Origin of the sequence: Arthrobacter sp. StoSoilA2 (genome assembly GCF_019977195.1) — a bacterium.
Lineage (GTDB): Bacteria > Actinomycetota > Actinomycetes > Actinomycetales > Micrococcaceae > Arthrobacter.
On record NZ_AP024643.1, the window covers coordinates 2,809,271 to 2,827,682 of the forward strand.

General features: G+C 62.3%; 18 protein-coding genes. 2 read left to right on the forward strand and 16 right to left on the reverse strand.

The window, feature by feature from the left end:
• Nucleotides 1–43 precede the first annotated feature (43 nt).
• Nucleotides 44–1,297, forward strand: coding sequence for a PrsW family intramembrane metalloprotease (locus LDN82_RS12700; RefSeq protein ID WP_224164473.1), 1,254 nt, complete (start codon nucleotides 44–46; stop codon nucleotides 1,295–1,297).
• A 111-nt stretch (nucleotides 1,298–1,408) separates the two neighbouring features.
• On the opposite strand, the gene nusB is transcribed toward LDN82_RS12700, so the two are convergent.
• From nusB to LDN82_RS12770, 14 genes are all read right to left on the reverse strand, one after another.
• On the reverse strand, nucleotides 1,409–1,819 hold the full coding sequence (nusB, locus tag LDN82_RS12705; RefSeq protein ID WP_216925562.1) for a transcription antitermination factor NusB: 411 nt from the start codon (nucleotides 1,817–1,819) through the stop codon (nucleotides 1,409–1,411).
• Nucleotides 1,819–2,382, reverse strand: a complete 564-nt coding sequence (gene efp, locus LDN82_RS12710) for an elongation factor P (protein ID WP_011774957.1) — start codon at nucleotides 2,380–2,382, stop codon at nucleotides 1,819–1,821. Before efp ends, nusB begins: the two co-directional genes overlap by 1 nt.
• Before the next feature lie 167 nt (nucleotides 2,383–2,549).
• On the reverse strand, nucleotides 2,550–3,071 hold the full coding sequence (locus LDN82_RS12715) for a tetratricopeptide repeat protein (RefSeq protein ID WP_224090545.1): 522 nt from the start codon (nucleotides 3,069–3,071) through the stop codon (nucleotides 2,550–2,552).
• Nucleotides 3,068–4,159, reverse strand: a complete 1,092-nt coding sequence (gene aroB / locus LDN82_RS12720; protein WP_224164474.1) for a 3-dehydroquinate synthase — start codon at nucleotides 4,157–4,159, stop codon at nucleotides 3,068–3,070. The genes LDN82_RS12715 and aroB overlap by 4 nt, the downstream gene beginning before the upstream one ends.
• Nucleotides 4,156–4,665: a shikimate kinase gene (locus LDN82_RS12725; protein WP_263422248.1), complete on the reverse strand. Its 510-nt coding sequence runs from the start codon at nucleotides 4,663–4,665 to the stop codon at nucleotides 4,156–4,158. Before LDN82_RS12725 ends, aroB begins: the two co-directional genes overlap by 4 nt.
• Before the next feature lie 56 nt (nucleotides 4,666–4,721).
• A complete protein-coding gene (aroC, locus tag LDN82_RS12730) occupies nucleotides 4,722–5,921 on the reverse strand; it encodes a chorismate synthase (protein WP_224090548.1) in 1,200 nt (399 codons plus the stop codon).
• Between the two features lie 26 nt (nucleotides 5,922–5,947).
• On the reverse strand, nucleotides 5,948–6,802 hold the full coding sequence (locus tag LDN82_RS12735; RefSeq protein WP_224167535.1) for a shikimate dehydrogenase: 855 nt from the start codon (nucleotides 6,800–6,802) through the stop codon (nucleotides 5,948–5,950).
• Complete coding sequence (mltG, locus tag LDN82_RS12740) at nucleotides 6,799–8,502, reverse strand: endolytic transglycosylase MltG (protein WP_224164475.1); 1,704 nt, start codon at nucleotides 8,500–8,502, stop codon at nucleotides 6,799–6,801. The genes LDN82_RS12735 and mltG overlap by 4 nt, the downstream gene beginning before the upstream one ends.
• Complete coding sequence (gene ruvX, locus LDN82_RS12745; protein WP_224090564.1) at nucleotides 8,499–9,089, reverse strand: Holliday junction resolvase RuvX; 591 nt, start codon at nucleotides 9,087–9,089, stop codon at nucleotides 8,499–8,501. The genes mltG and ruvX overlap by 4 nt, the downstream gene beginning before the upstream one ends.
• A gap of 2 nt (nucleotides 9,090–9,091) precedes the next feature.
• Complete coding sequence (gene alaS, locus LDN82_RS12750; RefSeq protein ID WP_224164476.1) at nucleotides 9,092–11,770, reverse strand: alanine--tRNA ligase; 2,679 nt, start codon at nucleotides 11,768–11,770, stop codon at nucleotides 9,092–9,094.
• 115 nt (nucleotides 11,771–11,885) lie between these two features.
• On the reverse strand, nucleotides 11,886–12,128 hold the full coding sequence (locus tag LDN82_RS12755; RefSeq protein WP_224164477.1) for a DUF6167 family protein: 243 nt from the start codon (nucleotides 12,126–12,128) through the stop codon (nucleotides 11,886–11,888).
• A gap of 22 nt (nucleotides 12,129–12,150) precedes the next feature.
• Nucleotides 12,151–12,525: a DUF948 domain-containing protein gene (locus LDN82_RS12760; protein ID WP_216925653.1), complete on the reverse strand. Its 375-nt coding sequence runs from the start codon at nucleotides 12,523–12,525 to the stop codon at nucleotides 12,151–12,153.
• A 157-nt stretch (nucleotides 12,526–12,682) separates the two neighbouring features.
• Entirely contained in the window at nucleotides 12,683–13,303 is a 621-nt protein-coding gene (rpsD, locus tag LDN82_RS12765) for a 30S ribosomal protein S4 (RefSeq protein ID WP_216925553.1), read from the reverse strand.
• Between the two features lie 167 nt (nucleotides 13,304–13,470).
• On the reverse strand, nucleotides 13,471–14,985 hold the full coding sequence (locus tag LDN82_RS12770; protein WP_224164478.1) for a replication-associated recombination protein A: 1,515 nt from the start codon (nucleotides 14,983–14,985) through the stop codon (nucleotides 13,471–13,473).
• A 41-nt stretch (nucleotides 14,986–15,026) separates the two neighbouring features.
• On the opposite strand from LDN82_RS12770, the gene LDN82_RS12775 reads away from it, so the two are divergent.
• Nucleotides 15,027–15,707, forward strand: a complete 681-nt coding sequence (locus LDN82_RS12775; RefSeq protein ID WP_224164479.1) for an acVLRF1 family peptidyl-tRNA hydrolase — start codon at nucleotides 15,027–15,029, stop codon at nucleotides 15,705–15,707.
• 7 nt (nucleotides 15,708–15,714) lie between these two features.
• On the opposite strand, the gene LDN82_RS12780 is transcribed toward LDN82_RS12775, so the two are convergent.
• Nucleotides 15,715–16,515: a GNAT family N-acetyltransferase gene (locus tag LDN82_RS12780; protein WP_224164480.1), complete on the reverse strand. Its 801-nt coding sequence runs from the start codon at nucleotides 16,513–16,515 to the stop codon at nucleotides 15,715–15,717.
• Nucleotides 16,516–16,583: 68 nt separating this feature from the next.
• Nucleotides 16,584–18,377: an aspartate--tRNA ligase gene (aspS, locus tag LDN82_RS12785; protein ID WP_224090574.1), complete on the reverse strand. Its 1,794-nt coding sequence runs from the start codon at nucleotides 18,375–18,377 to the stop codon at nucleotides 16,584–16,586.
• Nucleotides 18,378–18,412: the final 35 nt, after the last annotated feature.

Here is an 18,412-nt window from a genome sequence, read left to right on the forward strand (position 1 = left end):
GAGTTAAAGCTCACATCCGGCCCGTTGCAATAGGCTCTAAGCCATGAGCAGCGACCATCCTGGGCACCCTGGCGGGCATCAACCCTACCCGCGGCCCTATCTGGAACCGGGAGCCAATCCCACATGGATCGGACACGTACAGCCCGGAAACTACCAACCAGCGCCCGGCAACCCCGGCAGCCTTCCCCAGCAGGCCTGGCCGGCTCCACCGGCACCCCGGGCACGCCGGTCGCCGGGTACACTCCCCCTGCTCCTGGCGGGCGCCATATTGGTCTTCGGCAGCCTTCTCCTGGTGGTTCCCTTCCTTCTGGGCAATACAGGAATCGCAGGCTTCGTGATCGGGTTCATCGCCTCCCTGATCCCGTTGTCGGTGGTACTGCTGACCGTGCGGCTCATTGACCGTTGGGAGCCCGAACCAAACAGGCTGCTCTGGTTCGCTTTCACATGGGGAGCCGCAGTCTCAATCGCCGGAACATTGTTGATCCAGCCCCTCTTCGCCTTGGCAGCTCCCACCACCAGCGAAGAAGCATTCACTTATTTCATGGCCACGGTCCAGGCTCCCATCGTGGAGGAATTCACCAAATCGCTTGGCCTGTTGCTTCTGATCCTTGGAGCCCGGAAGTATTTCGATGGTCCCGTGGATGGTGTGGTCTTTACTTTTACCATCGCGGCCGGCTTTGCCTTCACCGAGAACATCCTCTACTTCGGCCGTGAGATCGCCTCCTCATCGGAGCCCGGCACGGACCTTGTCCGGATCTTCATCCTTCGCGGGGTCATGTCACCCTTCGCCCACGCCATTTTCACGGGGACAACCGGCCTGATTATGGGATTCGCCGCCCGTCGATGGCATTCCGGCTATGCAGTACTCGCCTTCGCCATCGGACTCCTGCCGGCCATGTTCCTGCATAACCGGTGGAACAGCATGGGCCAGGACTTCCTGCTGGACTACTTCGTGGTGCAGGTGCCGATCTTCCTGGTCGCGGCCCTGGGCATCATTTTCCTGCGCATTGCCGAAGGCAAACTCACGCGGCAGCGGCTTCTCGAATATGCCAGGGCCGGATGGTTCACCCCGGCCGAAGTTGAAATGCTGGCGACCTCCCAAGGAAGGCGGCAGGCGGTTCGCTGGGCAGCCTCGCGTGGTCGTGCCGCGCAGATGCGGGCGTTCATCAAGGGCGCCACGGCCTTGGCGTTCACGCGCCAACGCATCCTCAGCGGCCGTGACGTGCCCGTTCATCAGCGGGACGAACTTGAGCATCTTCGCGGGATTCCGGCGCTCCGGGCGGCAGTGCTGAACTGACCCGCCCCAAAGAATTTACCCGCTCTAAGAATTGACCCGCTCAAAGAAGAGGACCCGCCCCACAGTTTCCTGTGGACGCGGGTCCTCTTTCTGAACAAGCTGCAGCGACGCCTAGGCGAGCAGTGACGGCTTGAGCTTCTGGAGCCGGCCAAGCAAGCCGTTGATGAAGGCCGGTGATTCGTCCGTGGACATCGTCTTGGCGAGGGCCACAGCTTCGCTGACTGCCACTCCGTCCGGGACTTCGTCGTTGTAGAGGAGTTCCCAGGCACCAATGCGGAGGATGATGCGGTCTACCGAAGGCATCCGCTCAAGCGTCCAGCCCTGGGCATAGGTCTGCAGGAACTCGTCGATAGTCGGCTGCATGGAGACGACACCCTCAACGATTTCCATCGTGTAGGGGTTAATGACGAGATCCGTTTTCTCCCGACGCGCCTTGAGCGCGTCAAAAGCCGAAACGGAACGCTGCTCCGCCTCGAAAAGTACTTCAAGTGCCCTGCTACGGGCTTTACCGCGTGCGCTCACTAGTCGTTGACCCGGCCCAGGTAGCTGCCGTCGCGGGTGTCAACCTTGACTTTGGTGCCCTGCTCCACAAACAGCGGAACCTGGATTTCGTAGCCGGTTTCCACGGTTGCCGGCTTGGTGCCCGCCGAAGAGCGATCGCCCTGGAGGCCGGGCTCGGTGTAGGTGATTTCGAGAACGACGCTCGGCGGCAGCTCGATGTACAGCGGCGTGCCTTCGTGGATGGCGATGTTCACCATCTGGTTCTCGAGCATGAAGTTTGTGGCGTCGCCGACCGTAGCACCGGAAACGGTGATTTGGTCGTAGTCCTGGGTGTCCATGAAGACGAAGTCTTCGCCATCCTGGTACAGGTACTGGTAGTCACGGCGGTCAACCGTAGCGGTCTCGATCTTCAGGCCGGCGTTGAAGGTCTTGTCAACCACCTTGCCGGACATGACGTTGCGCATCTTGGTGCGAACGAAAGCGCCACCCTTGCCCGGCTTGACGTGCTGGAACTCAATGATGTTCCAGAGCTGGCCCTCGAGCTTCAGTACGGTTCCGTTCTTGATGTCGTTTGTGGTTGCCACTCGTATCCTCTGGTTTCTCTCACTGGTTCTAGCTACGGTTTCTAGCTTCCAGCCGGGTATGCCAGCCAGCATGCCAAAAGGCGTGCCAGCGCGTATTTATCAAAAATCCAAGAACCATTCTACCGGCAAATGGGAAGTGGCTTGGCTTCGGGTGGTTCCAGCCTGGATCAGGATGCGAGTTCCAGCACGTCCCTGGCCCGTTGGAGTGCCACCGCGGAGGAGTAAATCAACGCGGCATCGGCGGCCTTGGCAACCCTCAGGTCCAGTGCCTTGGCGAACTCTTCGGACGCTGCCAGCGCATTTCCGCTCACAAAATATGCCCTGCCCAAATACTGGTGGACGATCGCTTCCTTGGATGTGCCCTGGACTTCCTGCAGCAGTTGGCGGAACAGTTGGATGGCACGGTCCAGGCGGTTGGTGGCCCGGTGGACTTCAGCTTCAAAAATCCGCAACCGGAAGGATTCCGGGTCCTTGTAGCGGGCTTCGGCGAGCAATTCCGCCGCTTCCTTTGGCTGGTTTTCCAGCAGCAGCGCCATGATGCGGTCGGCAGGATCTTCCGAAGCGGCCAGCGCAGATTCCAGTGCGTCTTCGTTGACGATGACGGGCAGCAAGGTGTCCGGGTTCGTGCGGACGCCCGGGAATCCTGCGGTTGGCCAATCGCTGACGCCTTCCCTGAGGGTGGTCATCATGAAGCAATCTCCTGGTAGGCAGCAAACAACAGGGACGTATCGGGGACGTCCAGAATGCCGGGCTTGGCTACGCCATCCAGGACAACAAAGCGCAGGAGGTCGCCACGTGACTTCTTATCCCGGCGCATGCCATCCAGCAGGCCTTGCCAACGGTCCTTGCGGTAGGTGATGGGCAAACCAAGGCTCTCAAGGATGGTGCGGTGCCGGTCGGCGTCGGCGTCGGAGAGTCGTCCAACGCTTCGGGCCAGTTCAGCAGCGAACATCATGCCTACCGAAACGGCCGCACCATGGCGCCAGGAGTACCGTTCCACGAGTTCAATGGCATGGCCCAGGGTGTGTCCGTAGTTCAGGATTTCGCGCAGCCCGGATTCCTTGAGGTCCTGGGAGACGACGTTGGCTTTGACCGCAATGGCGCGTTCGATGAGTTCACGGACAACATCCGACTCCGGATCCATCACGGCGTCCGTGTTCTTTTCCACGAGGTCAAGGATCGCGGGATCGGCGATAAAGCCGCACTTGATGACCTCTGCCATTCCGGAAATCAGCTCATTCCTGGGCAAAGTCTTGAGCGTATCCAGATCCGCCAGTACAGCCGCCGGAGGATGGAACGATCCCACCAGGTTCTTGCCTTCGGCAGTGTTGATACCTGTTTTGCCGCCAACTGAGGCATCCACCATGCCCAACAAGCTGGTGGGCATGTGGATGACTTTGACTCCGCGAAGCCAGGTAGCGGCAACGAATCCGGCGAGGTCGGTCACGGCCCCGCCACCGACGGCAACAATGGCGTCCGAGCGCGTGAAGTCGTTCTGCCCCAGCACCTGCCAGCAGAAAGCGGCAACCTGTATGTGCTTGCCTTCTTCGGCATCCGGGATCTCGGCCGTCAGCGCGGTGAAGCCGGCAGCTTCGAGCTCATCGCGGACGGTGTCCCCGGTCAGGCGAAGGGCACGTGGGTGAATGACAAGCACGCGTCGAACCCGCTCGCCAAGCTTGGCGGGAAGGGATTGCAGGAGTCCACGGCCCACGATGACGTCGTAGTTCTCCGTGGTTGATTGGCCGGTCACCTTGATGACAGTTGCTTCGTTGCTCACTTTTCAACTTCCTCTTTCAAGGCTGCATGCTGGCGCAGCCGTTCCTCCAACCGGAGGCCGATTTCAGCCACGGATCCCGAACGGACGTCCAGGACAATGTCTGCCAGGCGCTCATACACTGGACGCCTGGTGGCAAACAAAGCTTCCCAACGGGACATTGCGTCGCCCTGCAGCAAAGGCCTTCCGGTGTTTCGCGCGATCCGGTCAGCAACAGTCGAGGCGTCGCATTCCAGGTAAACCACGGTGCACTCCCCCAGCAATTGCTGGGTTCCCGAGTCCAGGACCGCTCCACCACCCAGCGAAATCACCGCTGGTTGTTCCTTGGCGGCCTCGATGGCCTTCGCCACTGCCCGGGCTTCGATTTCCCGGAACGCGTGTTCTCCCCGACCAGCGAAAATGTCAGCGATGCTGCCGTGCGCCGCGACCACCACGGCGTCGGTGTCCACGAAGGGAACGCCGAGTTGCTGCGCCAGTTGCTGGCCGATCGCAGACTTGCCAACTGCCATGGGACCCACCAGGACAACGGGACGGCCAGCGCAGCCGTCCTGGGTAGTGCGGCCCACTACCGGCCGACCGAGTCCAGGGTTGCCGGAATGTTGTCCAGGTAGCTCTGCAGGTTACGCGTGGTCTCGGCAACAGAGTCACCTCCGAATTTCTCGGCAATGGCTTCTGCGAGGACGAGGGCAACCATGGCCTCGGCCACAACGCCCGCTGCCGGAACTGCACAAACGTCCGAACGCTGGTGGTGCGCCTTGGCGGGTTCCCCGGTGCTGACATCAATGGTGCGCAACGCGCGGGGAACAGTAGCAATAGGCTTCATGGCGGCGCGGACGCGCAGAACTTCGCCGATGCTCATTCCACCCTCAATGCCGCCGGCACGGTTGGTCTGACGAATAATTCTGCCGTTCTCATCCTTGAGGATTTCGTCGTGCGCTGCAGAACCACGGCGGGCAGCGGTGAGGAAACCGTCGCCGACCTCCACGCCCTTGATGGCCTGGATACCCATCAGCGCAGCGGCCAGGCGGGAATCAAGGCGGCGGTCCCAATGGACGTAACTGCCCAATCCAGGGGGAAGCCCGTAGGCAAGGACCTCAACCACGCCGCCAAGGGTTTCCCCTTCCTTGTGGGCGGCATCCACCTCGGCGACCATTGCATCGGATGTTTCGCGGTCGAAGCAGCGCAGCGGATCTGCATCAAGGGCGATGACGTCCTTAGGCAGGGGCAACGCCTTGCCCTCGGGTACGGTGACGCTGGCGATGGAAACGGTGTGGCTTACCAATTCCACGCCCAGTTGCTTAAGGAACTGGGCGGCAACGGTACCAAGAGCAACACGGGTGGCGGTTTCACGCGCACTTGCGCGCTCAAGGACCGGACGGGCTTCATCAAAGCCGTACTTCTGCATCCCGGTGAAATCGGCGTGCCCCGGACGCGGGCGCGTCAGAGGTGCGTTGCGGGCTTGGTCGGCAAGGACTTCAGGGTCCACCGGATCAGCAGACATAATCTGCTCCCACTTTGGCCATTCGGTGTTGCCCACCTGAATGGCGACCGGACCACCCTGGGTGATGCCGTGGCGCACGCCACCGAGGATCGTGACTTCATCCTGCTCAAACTTCATGCGGGCGCCACGTCCATAGCCCAGGCGACGACGCGCCAAAGCATCACGGATTTGCCCGCTGGTGAGTTCAACACCGGCGGGCACGCCTTCAACAATTCCGATCAGAGCCGGACCATGGGATTCACCGGCAGTCAACCAACGCAACATATAACCAATCCTGCCATGTAAGGCCTCTAGAACACTCGCCGGGGAAGCCCAACTGAGTCGCACATCACATCTATGACGGAGGCGTCAACGTCACAGCCACTGAACTGCCGGATCTGCTCCGCCGCTTGGTACATCAGCATTTCAAGCCCGGGAACCACCGCTCCCCCATGGCCGTGCCAAACCTCGGCGAGGCGGCTTGGCCACGGGTCATAAGCGACGTCCAGCAAAACCCCTGCCCCTGTTCCTGGCAGGGCAGCGAGCTCTTCCGCAAGCGCATCGGCCGCGCGCGGTGGAAAGGTGGAGATGACCAGCCCGGACCCGGCCACGGCAGTGGCCGCCTCACTGAGGGGGCGGAGCCGCAGGGAAATTCCGACGGCGGACGCAGCGGCCTGGGCGTCGACGGCGCGCGTGGCATCACGGACGAAAACGTCCACATGCCCGGTCCCGAGCTCGTGTACGGCAGCAATGGCAGCCGCGGAGGTTCCTCCGCCGCCGAGGACAGCAGCATGCGGTGCCGAAGAGATTCCCGCGTAACGCACTGCTTCCACGATGCCCACTACATCCGTGTTGTAACCGATGCGGCGAGCCGAACCGCCGTCGTACTCAAAGGCCACAGTGTTGATAACGCCTAACTGGGCGCCAGCGCCCCGGACCTCGTCAACTTCCCTGACCATGGCCGACTTCAAGGGCATGGTTACCGACAGCCCGCACCATGATTGGTCCCCGCGGAGGGAATCCATGAAGGCCGGAAGCCTATCGACCGTCAGGTCGATTGCCGAGTATTCGATGTCCACGCCGAGCTTGGCATAGGCGGCAGTGTGCATCGCCGGGGATTTCGAATGTGAGATCGGGTGCCCGAGGACAGCGGCGCGACGACTCACACGCACCGTCCGGCGTTGGCCTGGCACCATGCGTTGTATTGCTCAACGTACCTGCTGTGTTCGGCCAGCGTCTTGGAGAACTTGGTCTCCTTGGTGTCCAGGTTGATGGTGACCCAGTACAGGTAATCGTTCTGCGTCGGCTTTGCTGCGGCGTCGATCGCCGTCTTGCCCGGAGAACCGATCGGACCGGCGGGCAGCCCTGGGTTGGCGTACGTGTTGTAGGTGTTGGACTTATCGGCCTTCTCTTCGTCCGTGAGGTGGAAGGACTTCTTGCCCAGGCCATAAGTCACCGTGGCGTCGGACTGGATAAGGCCGTTGGTCTCGGTGTTGTTCGGTTTGAGCCTGTTGTAGATCGCACCAGCGACGTTCCCATAGTCGGCCTGGCCGCCCTCCGCCTGGACGATGCTGGCGATGGTTACGGTGTCGTACTGCTTGGCCGGATCCGTAATTCCTTGGGCCTTGAGCTCATCAAGGGTGCTGGAGACCAACTTCTGGATGATGTCCTTACCCGATGTTCCCAGCGGGAAGCGATACTCTCCGGGAGCGAGGAAGCCCTCCAGGTTTTTGGCCTTCGCAGGCACCCCGAACTGTCCGGGCGCCTGGTTGAAGCCATTCAGCTGTGCCATGGGGATGCCGGAGCCCTTGGAGATAGCCTCCAGCGACTCGTTGATCCTCAGACCTGCACTCAGGGCGAAGTAGATCACCTTGGAAGCGTCCTTGTTGACGAGGACGGCAACGGCGTCGGAGTTTTTCATCTCGGTACGGAAGGTGAATTCCCCCGGCGAGAGCTCGCCGCCCTCGGTCACGAACTCCTTGACGAAGGAATCGGCGTCCGCCACGACGTGGTTTTCCACCAGCGCGGTTGCCACAGCCTTGGGGCCGGCCCCTTCCGGGACCGTAATGCTGACGGAGCCCGTCCCGGGACCGGGGTAATCAGTGACTTTGTCCATGCCAAGGAGGGGCTTGAGGAATTGTGCCCCGATCGCGATGGCGGCAACAAAGACTCCCAGCGTGATCAGCAAGGCAAGGACCCGACGGCGACGCCGCGCCTTCTTGGCCGCGGCCTTGGACGCCGCCGTAACTTCTACCGGAGCGATGAGGTGGTGGTGCTCGTCATGAAGCTCGTCGTGAAGCTCCATGTGCCCTTCGTGGGCTTCGTAATGGTACTGGGGCGCATGCTCTTCAAACGCATGATCATCCACGTGGACCGAGCCTTCGTGGACGCCGTAGGTGTCGTGGGCCTCATTGGCATGACCGGCATAGACATGTGCAACAGCCGGGACCGGAAGGGCATCGTCATGGTGCTCCTCTTCCGAAAGCACGGGCTCCACATGTTCGGCAGGAGCAACCGTCGGCAACGCCTCCGGAATTGGCGGGACCTCCGGAGAAGCAGCCCGCACAGGTTCCGGGGCCGGGGTTTCAGACGCAGCCGGTTGGGGCGCGGAAGGCTCAGGCGCAACCGGTTCAGGCGCAGGGGCTTCAGGCACAGCAGTTGGCTTGGGAACCGCGGGGATCGGGCGGGGCAGTTCAGGCTCGACATCAGCCGAAGGCGCTGCTTCCCCCGGCGTCGCTTCGGGAACGGGTACGACGTTCTGGTTCTGGGTGGCGAGGAATCGTTCCCGCGCCCGCAGTTCCTTGCGGGTCAGCGGCATGCCGCCGCCGGCGGTTCCGCTGGAGGGGTCGTTGTTGACCGGGCTCACAGTTGCAGTCCCCTCGTAGAAGAATCTGGTTCAGGGCCGGAGGAAGCCTGCAGCGTTGGGGCACTGCTGGATGTATCGGACGGCCCCGGTGCATTTACGCGGCGGCCAACGTCCGTTCCTCTGGCTTTTTGCATGTCGATCGCGTGCTGAAGTATTCCAGCAGCGGCAACCTGATCAACCACTTTACGGTGGTTCTTGCTGCTCATGCCAGCTTCGTGCAGGTTGCGGTGCGCCGTAACAGTGGAAAGACGCTCATCCACGAGGTTCACGGGAACGTCCAAACCGGTTCGGGCGAGCTCGCCCGCAAGCAGTTCGGCGTACTCCGTTGCCATCTGCGCGGAGCTTCGTTCCTCCCCCTTCATGGTCTTTGGAAGGCCCACGAAAATCTGCACGGCCCGCATTTCCATAGCCTGTTTAACCACCACGCGAACATCGGAGTTCTTTTTGGCGTCGCGGCCCACTGTCTTGAAAGGCGTGGCCAGGATTTCGTCGGGGTCGCAAATGGCCAGCCCAACCCTGACGGTGCCGACGTCTACCCCCAGCTTGATGCCTTGGGGGTAGACGCCGCTGTTCGTACTGGAATTCACCGTTAGCGCTTGGCTATCGCATCCACCACCGCTGTGAGGGCCTCAGAGACCTTCCCAGCGTCGGTGCCGCCGCCTTGGGCGACATCGTCCTTGCCGCCGCCGCCACCACCGAGGATTCCCGCGGCAAGGCGCACCAAAGCTCCGGCCTTCACACCGGCTTCACGGGCAGCCTCATTCGTGGCGATCAAAATGACGGGCCGGTCGTTGCTGACACCGGCTACGGCCACAGTGGCGGCTTCGGAGCCCAAACGGCTGCGGAGGTCCAGGGCAAGGTTCCGGAGATCGTCTGCGCCACCCACCTGGCCGGCGTCGTGGGCTACAACCCGCACACCCGCGGCGTCCTTGGCGGTACCCACCAGGTTGGCGGCCGCTGCAGCCAGCTGCTCCTTGCGAAGGCGGTCGAGTTCCTTCTCTGTTGCCTTCAACTTGTTCAAGGTGCTGGAGATGCGGTCCGCGAGCTGGCCGGAGGGAACCTTCAACAGTTCCGTGAGTTCCGTAACGAGTGCCCGCTCGGCCGCCAGGTGGCGGAAAGCGTCCAAGCCCACGAAGGCCTCCACACGACGGTTTCCGGAACCAACCGACTGCTCACCCAACAGGGAAAGGCTGCCAATAAGGGAAGTATTGGACACGTGCGTGCCACCACAAAGCTCGCGGGACCACGCGCCGTCGATCTCCACGACGCGTACTTCACTGCCGTAGTTCTCGCCGAACAGGGCCATGGCGCCCAGGGCCTTGGCCTCTGCCAAGCCCATGACCTTGGTGTCCACCCGGTAGTTGTTCCGGATGGCGATGTTGGAAACCTCTTCAATTTCCGAACGCGTGGCGGGGCTCAGGCCCTCACCCCAGGCGAAGTCGAAGCGGAGGTAGCCGGCTTTGTTGTAGGAACCGCGCTGGGTAGCTTCCGGGCCCAGGATCTGGTGCAGCGCGGCATGCACAATGTGCGTACCAGTGTGCGCCTGCTCGGCCGCGTGGCGCCGTTCACGGTCGACGGCGGCGCGCACCAGGGCTTCGGTGGCGATCTCACCTTCCCGGACGATTGCCTTATGGACGCTCAGACCCTTTACCGGGCGCTGGACGTCCAGGACCTCGACGACGAATCCGTCGCCGGTGATCAGGCCGGTATCGGCCGACTGTCCACCGGCTTCTGCATAGAACGGCGTCTCATTGAGGACCACTTCGATTTCGTCGCCCGTGGAAGCGTGCGCCACGCGCCGACCGCCGCTGACGATGCCGCGGACCTTGGACTCGCCCTCAAGCTCGTCGTAGCCGGTAAACGTAGTCTCGCCCTGGCCAAGCATCTCCTGGTAGGCGGTGAGATCGGCGTGGCCGCCCTTCTTGCCCTTGGCATCTGCCTGTGCGCGCTGACGCTGTTCAAGCATGAGCGAGCGGAAGCCGGCTTCGTCAACCTTAAGGCCGGCTTCTTCAGCCATTTCCAAGGTGAGGTCAATGGGGAAACCGTAGGTGTCATGCAGCGCAAAAGCATCGGCGCCGGACAAGGGAACCCCTGCAGCCTTCGATTCGGCCACCGCATCCTCCAGGCGGGCTGTACCCGAGGCAATGGTGCGCAGGAACGCCTTTTCCTCGGCGTAAGCGATACGGCTGATGCGCGCGAAGTCCGTCTCCACTACCGGGTAGACACCCTTCATGGCGTCACGGGAAGCAGGAAGAAGGTCCGGCAGGCAAGCCTTCTCGACACCGAGCAGGCGCATCGCACGGACGGCCCGGCGGATCAGCCGGCGCAGGACATAGCCTCGGCCTTCGTTCGAAGGTGCTACTCCGTCAGCAATGAGCATCAGGGCCGAGCGGATGTGGTCGGCAACAACGCGCATCCGGACGTCGTCAGTGTGGTGGGGGTCATCTGCTGACTCGGCAGAGGTGTATTCACGGCCGGACAGCTCTGCAGCCTTGTCAATGACAGGACGGACCTGGTCTGTCTCATACATGTTCTCGACGCCCTGGAGGATCATCGCGAGGCGTTCCATGCCCAGGCCGGTGTCAATGTTCTTGTTCGGCAGTTCGCCCACGATGTCGAAGTCCACCTTGGAACGCACGTTCTCGATCTGGTACTGCATGAACACGAGGTTCCAGATTTCGATGTAGCGCGTTTCGTCGGCGATGGGGCCGCCTTCAATACCGTACTCGGGACCGCGGTCGTAGTAGATCTCCGAGCAGGGGCCTGCGGGACCGGGCTGGCCCGTGTGCCAGTAATTATCCGACTTGCCCATGCGCTGGATGCGTTCTGCCGGAATGCCCGTGTTCTTGAGCCACAGTTCCTTGGCTTCGTCGTCTTCCTCGTAGACCGTCACCCAGAGGCGTTCGGCAGGAAGCCCATAGCCGCCGTCGTCAACGCTCTTGGTGAGCAGCTCGAAAGCGAACTTGATGGCATCTTCCTTGAAGTAGTCCCCGAAGGAGAAGTTGCCGCACATCTGGAAGAACGTGCCGTGCCGTGCCGTCTTGCCGACTTCCTCGATGTCGCCGGTGCGGATACACTTCTGGACGCTCGTGGCGCGTGTGTAGGGAGGCTCTTCGCGGGCCGTCAAGTAAGGAATGAACGGCACCATGCCTGCCACAGTAAAGAGAAGTGACGGGTCGCTGGAAACGAGCGACGCGGAGGGAACGGCGGTGTGGCCCTTGCTGACAAAAAAGTCCACCCAGCGTTTGGTGATCTCCTGCGACTTCATTAGCTGATTACTTACCCTTCTCAATTCACTGCACACGTTGTGCGCGGCACCGGCTGTTGCCGTTCCGCAGCTTTCCATTCTGCCTTGTTGTGGGCTCTGGGGCGAACCGTGTTCGCTAGCGCCGGGCGGGGCTGGTGTTGATATCCACACTCTGAATGCCCAGCGCGGACCTCAAGTCCTCTTCGCGTTCATGCATGCCTGAGCGCACCGCATCCGCGAACTCGAACAAGCCGTCGGCAAGGCGCCCAACTGCACGGTTCAAGCCATCCGGGCCGATAGTGGCCTTGGCCTCGGTGACCTTGCGGAAGGCAATAATGCCAATCGCCACCCCAATGCCCATCCAAACGATTCTTTTCATGTGTTCCTGGTCTCCAATTGGTTCAGCGGCTGCGACGGCCGGAGGAAGGAGCGCGACGGCCCGCGAAGGCCGAACGGACACCATAGCTGAAGGCTGCAACCTTGATCAGCGGCGAACCAACAGTCGCAGCCACCAGCGAGGACAGGGCGGAAATGTTCGCCGATGCGTCGGACACGTTCGATGCGATGCCGTCGACTTTTTTCAGTTGCTGGTTGGTAGTGGAAACCGTTGCGGTTACTTCGTCCATGAGGGGCGTCGCCCCGTCGCTGATGGATCGGATGGTGGTGCGCACTTCGTCAAAGACGCCACCGAGCTTCAGGATAGGCACGGCCAACAGCAGGACCAGCAGTGCGAACACTCCTGCCGCAATCAGGCCGGCGATGTCGCCACCAGACATAAAATTCATCTCCTAGATTGTTGCGCTGCCCGGCACGGCCGGTATCCGGCTTCGACCAAGGCCTCCCCAGTACCCTATCGAAAAAACGTCAGTACCCTACCTACAAAGAAAGCCCGCGGCGTGTGCCACGGGCTTTCTTTGTAATCGCTGCTTGAATTTAGCGGGCGTAGAATTCGACGACGAGCTGCTCTTCGCAGATCACGGGGACCTCGGAGCGCTTCGGGCGGCGAACCAGGCGGGCCTGCAGGGCGTCCAGCTTGACGTCCAGGTATGCCGGCACGTTGTTCAGGGCGTGGGCACCAGCAGCTGCGACCTGGAACGGAGCCATGACCTCGGAGCGGCTGTGAACGTGGATGAGCTGGCCTTCGCCAACGCGGAAGGACGGGCGGTCCACGCGGATGCCGTCAACCATGATGTGGCGGTGCACAACGAGCTGGCGGGCCTGTGCGATGGTGCGGGCGAAGCCTGCACGCAGTACGAGGGCGTCCAACCGCATTTCGAGCAGCTCAACCAGGTTTTCACCGGTGAGGCCCTTGGTGCGGCGTGCTTCTTCGAAGGCACGGGTCATCTGGGCTTCGCGGATGCCGTACTGGGCGCGGAGACGCTGCTTTTCGCGCAGACGTACGGCGTAGTCGGAGTCCTGCTTCTTGCGGGCACGGCCGTGCTCACCGGGGCCGTACGGGCGGCGCTCCATGTACTTGGCGGCCTTGGGGGTCAGAGCAATGCCGAGTGCACGCGAAAGGCGTGCGGTACGGCGAGCACGAGTGTTGTTAGCCACTTGTGTCCTTCCAAATTACTGCGGTGTGTCAGTGTTACTGGCCTCCATCAGGGAGAGCATCGGCCAACCGCTGCCTTTTGCTACTGGCCCGCGGCACAGCTCCATTGAAGGAATCTTCAAAGGGATTGTGCGTCGGGTCATGCCAGACAAGCAACTATCCTACCACGCTACTGTCCCCGGATGATCTTCCGGAGCCGTTCCAGCCTGGCAGCTATATCGCGTTCGGCGCCGTTGTTGGTTGGCTCGTAGTAGTCCTTTCCCACGAGGTCATCCGGCGGGTACTGCTGGGTCGCCACCCCGTGCGGTTCATCATGGGCGTACTTGTAGCTCTTGCCATGTCCCAATTGCTTGGCACCTGGATAGTGCGCGTCCCGCAGATGCATGGGGATGCCGCCGCCGAAACCGGCACGGACGTCGGCAACCGCCTTGTTCAAGCCCATGTACGCCGCATTGGACTTGGGGGCGGTGGCAAGGTGGACAACAGCTTCGGCCAGGACAATCCGGCCTTCCGGCATCCCTATCAACTGGACCGCCTGTGCCGCTGCCACAGCTGTTTGCAAAGCGGTGGGATCGGCCATGCCGATGTCTTCCGCCGCGGAAATGATGATGCGCCGCGCCACGAACCTCGGGTCCTCCCCCGCCTCCAGCATCCGCGCCAGATAGTGAAGGGAGGCATCAACGTCCGAGCCCCTGATGGACTTGATGAACGCACTGGCGACGTCGTAGTGCTGGTCGCCGGCCCGGTCATAACGGACAGCAGCGGCGTCAAGGGCACGCTCGGTGTGCCTCAGTTCCACGAGTACGGGAGCGTCCGGGGCGCCGTCCCCGGCAAGTCCGGGCTCGCCGTCGTCAGTGACGTTGCCCCCGTCGGTGACGTTGGTCCCGTCGGTTTCGCCTTCCCCTTCGACGACGGTTGAAACGGCATTGCTGTCTCCGAACGCTACGCCGGCCGCAGCTTCCAGGGCAGTCAGGGCCCTTCTGGCGTCACCTCCGGAAAGCCGCACCAAGTGATCCAAAGCCCCGGGACTGAGTTCCACACGCCCGGCAAGGCCACGGGCATCAGCAACAGCCCGCTGCAACAGACCGGCAATGTCGTCATCCGTCAGTGGCTTCAGCGTCAGCAGAAGCGAGCGGGACAGCAGCGGTGATACCACCGAGAACGACGGGTTCTCCGTGGTGGCCGCCACCAGGACCACCCACCGGTTTTCAACGCCAGGCAACAGTGCGTCCTGCTGCGCCTTGTTGAACCGGTGGATTTCATCGAGGAACAGGACAGTGGTCTTCTTGTAAAGGTCCCGGGCGGTCAAAGCCTCATCCATTACCCGGCGAACATCCTTCACACCGGCAGTAATGGCAGACAATTCCACGAACTTCCGCCCCGGTCCGCGGGCGATGACATGTGCCAACGTCGTTTTCCCGGTTCCGGGAGGCCCCCACAGAATGACTGAACTGGGCCCTGCCGGGCCGGCAGCTTCTGCGCCCGCGGCGAGCTGGCGAAGCGGGGAACCGTGTCCCAACAGGTGCTGTTGACCCACCACGTCATCCAAGGTCCGGGGGCGCATCCGAACTGCCAGCGGGCTCCGCTGGGACGCCATCCACGCGGCGTCGGAGGCTCCCCCTCCGGCAGGCAGATCCTCCGACTCGTCGTCGTTGTTTGCACCGGCACCAAAGAGATCTTCCACATGGATAGGCTACTCATAGTTCCAACAAAGGAGACATCGACGTGGACCGCCGCGCATCCGCCCCGCAACAACGGCCGCCGAGGGCCTCCAGCCGCACGGCCCTCGTGCCGGCATCACGGCTGGTGGGTTGGGTGGATCGCTTTGCCGGAAACCATGGCCCACTCACTGAAGAGACTGACGACGGCGGCATCCTCCTCCGCGCCGCTGACGGGGCTTCTGCCCTCCTGAAGGCACCCTGGCCGGTCGATGGACGTCCAGGCCGTGGCGCCACTGACATCGAACGGCTTGCCGCTCTTGCAGGCCAGGAACGTGGTCTGGGTATCCTGCTGGTGCGTCGGGGCGGTTTCGCTGTGGCCGTGGCGAGCGGCAGCAAGGTCCTGGCATCCAAAAGCGGTAACCGCTATGTTCAGTCCAGAACGGCTGCAGGTGGCCAATCCCAACAACGTTATGCCCGGCGCCGCTCCAACCAGGCGGACGCCTTGGTGGACTCCGCGGCGGAACAGGCCGCGCGCATTTTCGCCGGCCACCGTGTTGAGTACATTGTTCCCGGCGGGGACAGAGCCTTGGTGGACCTGGTCCTGGCGCAACCCTCCCTGCGGGCCCTGGCCAGCCGAAGCCAACTTGCCTTCCTGGATGTACAGGAACCCAAAACTGCTGCGCTTGCAAAAGCTGCTTCGGATGCTTGTTCCATCCGGATCCTGGTGACTGATCCAGCAACGTGACTACGGCTCAGCAGCCTCCCGGCGCCCGCCTCAAAGGAGCCTGCCGATACAGATAGCTTCCTTGTTCCACGAACCCGGCCCGTGAATACAACGCCTGGGCACCGCGGTTGGATGCGGTGACCAACAGCCAAAAACCTTGGAGATTGCGGGCCGCCCCCTGCTCCAGCAGCGCTGACAGGACCATCGTCGCGTATCCCCGCCTGCGGTGGGTGACCGAGGTCGCCATTGTGTAGAGGCCTCCCCAGCCGTCCACCAGGGCGAGGCGTCCGACGGCGGCCGGCACGCCGTCGTCGTCCCTCACCAGCGCGTACAGAGACTTGCATCCGGTAAGAATGGTGCGGGCAACCTCGAGTTCCACCTCGCCACCGCGACCATCCACGGACCACCACAAGCGAAGCCATTCATCGGTGGGCGTGTCCGAGACCTCTACGCCCTTGGGCCCGGCACTTAAGTTCTCCAAGGCGTCCATGCCCCGGACCATAATCAGGGTTTCGGACTGTCTGGTGAAGCGTTGCCCGTCCAGGACGGCATTAAGGCCTGCACTACGGGAGTCATCGAATATCTGGAAAATGAGCGGGAGACGCCGCTGCCTGTACCAGGCTGATGCCGAACTGACTGACCGCGCTATGTCTTCAGTCCCGCCCAGGCCAGCAGTTCCGGCCGCGCCAGGCAGGCTCCTCGGCCACACGGAGTTCGCCCTCTGCGTGACCCCGGAGGACGCGCGGAGCACCCACTCCCCCGTGTCTTTGCGCTCCACGGCCGGCCACGCCTTATCCATGAGGGTTTCCAAGAATGCTTGTTCCAACATCCCGGCGCCTTTCATCTGAAGGAACACCAAGGGCCCCCCACATGAGTGGGGAGCCCTTGGCTAGCGTCTTATTCGGACTTGGTCTCCGGCTTGGCCGCAGGCTTGGTTTCCGGCTTGAAGTCGACGCCGGCTTCCTTCCGCTGCTGTGCCGTAATCGGGGCAGGAGCGGCAGTCAGCGGGTCAAAGCCGTTGCCGGTCTTCGGGAAGGCGATGACGTCGCGGATGGACTCGACACCAGCGAGCAGAGCCACTACGCGGTCCCAACCCAGTGCGATGCCGCCGTGCGGTGGCGCGCCGTACTTGAAGCCCTCCAACAGGAAGCCGAACTTGGTCTGGGCGTCCTCCTTGTCCAGGCCCATGAGCTGGAAGACGCGTTCCTGGACTTCGCGCTCATGGATACGGATGGAGCCACCACCGATTTCGTTGCCGTTGCACACGATGTCGTAGGCGTAGGACAGAGCCGACTCAGGATCCTTGTCAAAGGTGTCAAGGAACTCCGGCTTGGGAGAGGTGAAGGCATGGTGCACGGCTGTCCACTGCCCGGCACCCACAGCGACGTCACCGGAGGCAACTGCAGCGGCAGCGGGCTCGAACATCGGCGCGTCCACGATCCATACGAAGGCCCAGTCGTTGGGATCGATCAGGCCAGTGCGGTGGCCAATTTCAACACGTGCAGCGCCAAGGAGGGCCCGTGATGCGGACTTCTCGCCGGCGGCGAAGAAGATGCAGTCACCCGGCTTGGCACCAACGGCGTCGGCCAGGCCGGCCCGCTCTTCGTCGGTGAGGTTCTTGGCCACGGGGCCGGCGAGTTCGCCGTCTTCCTTGTAAAGAACGTAGGCCAGTCCCTTTGCGCCACGCTGCTTTGCCCATTCTTGCCAGGCATCCAAGGCACGGCGCGCCTGCGAAGCACCCCCTGGCATGACGACGGCGCCAACATAAGGTGCCTTGAAGACGCCGAAGTTGGTGTCCTTGAAGAACTCCGTCAACTCGGTCAGCTCCAGGCCGAAGCGCAGGTCCGGCTTGTCGGAACCGTACTTTGCCATGGCGTCCAGGTACGTCATGCGCCGGATGGGCGTGGGGACCTCGACGTCGATCAGCTGCCACAGGGCCTTCACAATTGCTTCACCGAGCTCGATGACATCGTCCTGGTCAACGAAGCTGGCCTCGATGTCCAACTGGGTGAATTCGGGCTGGCGGTCCGCGCGGAAGTCTTCGTCACGGTAGCAGCGGGCGATCTGGTAGTACTTTTCGAATCCGCCCACCTGGAGCAGCTGCTTGAAAAGCTGCGGCGACTGCGGCAGCGCGTACCAGGAACCCGGGGCAAGCCGGGCGGGGACGACGAAGTCGCGGGCGCCTTCCGGCGTCGAACGCGTCAACGTGGGTGTTTCAATCTCGACGTAGCCCCGCTGGTGCAGCAACTCGCGGGCAATGCGGTTTGCCTCTGAGCGGAGGCGGAGGTTCCGTGCGGGGCCAGGGCGGCGAAGGTCAAGGTAGCGGTGCTTAAGGCGCGCTTCTTCGCCCACTTCGACGTGCTCGTCGATCTGGAACGGCAGGGGGTCCGAGGTATTCAGGATGATGACCTTGTCCGCAATGACCTCGATCTCGCCGGTAGCCAGCGCAGGGTTTTCATTGCCTTCAGGACGCTTGTTGACGGTACCCGTCACCTGCAGGACGTATTCGTTCCGCAGGCCGTGGAAGACCTCTTCTTCACGGACAACCACCTGGGCGACACCGGAAGCGTCACGAAGGTCAACGAATGCAACGCCACCGTGATCACGGCGGCGGCCCACCCAGCCGGCCAGGGTAACGGTTTGTCCAATGTGCTCGGAGCGAAGTGATCCGAGGTCATGTGTGCGCAGCACAGCATTCCTTTCAGCATGAATTTTCAAGAGATCAT

Bases quoted from the DNA above. Each gene is read 5' to 3' on its own strand.
- LDN82_RS12700 (WP_224164473.1), top strand. From the start codon at position 44: ATGAGCAGCGACCATCCTGGGCACCCTGGCGGGCATCAACCCTACCCG.
- LDN82_RS12715 (WP_224090545.1), bottom strand. From the start codon at position 3,071: ATGATGACCACCCTCAGGGAAGGCGTCAGCGATTGGCCAACCGCAGGA.
- LDN82_RS12725 (WP_263422248.1), bottom strand. From the start codon at position 4,665: ATGGCAGTTGGCAAGTCTGCGATCGGCCAGCAACTGGCGCAGCAACTC.
- aroC (WP_224090548.1), bottom strand. From the start codon at position 5,921: ATGTTGCGTTGGTTGACTGCCGGTGAATCCCATGGTCCGGCTCTGATC.
- alaS (WP_224164476.1), bottom strand. From the start codon at position 11,770: ATGAAGTCGCAGGAGATCACCAAACGCTGGGTGGACTTTTTTGTCAGC.
- LDN82_RS12755 (WP_224164477.1), bottom strand. From the start codon at position 12,128: ATGAAAAGAATCGTTTGGATGGGCATTGGGGTGGCGATTGGCATTATT.
- LDN82_RS12760 (WP_216925653.1), bottom strand. From the start codon at position 12,525: ATGTCTGGTGGCGACATCGCCGGCCTGATTGCGGCAGGAGTGTTCGCA.
- LDN82_RS12780 (WP_224164480.1), bottom strand. From the start codon at position 16,515: ATGTTGGAACAAGCATTCTTGGAAACCCTCATGGATAAGGCGTGGCCG.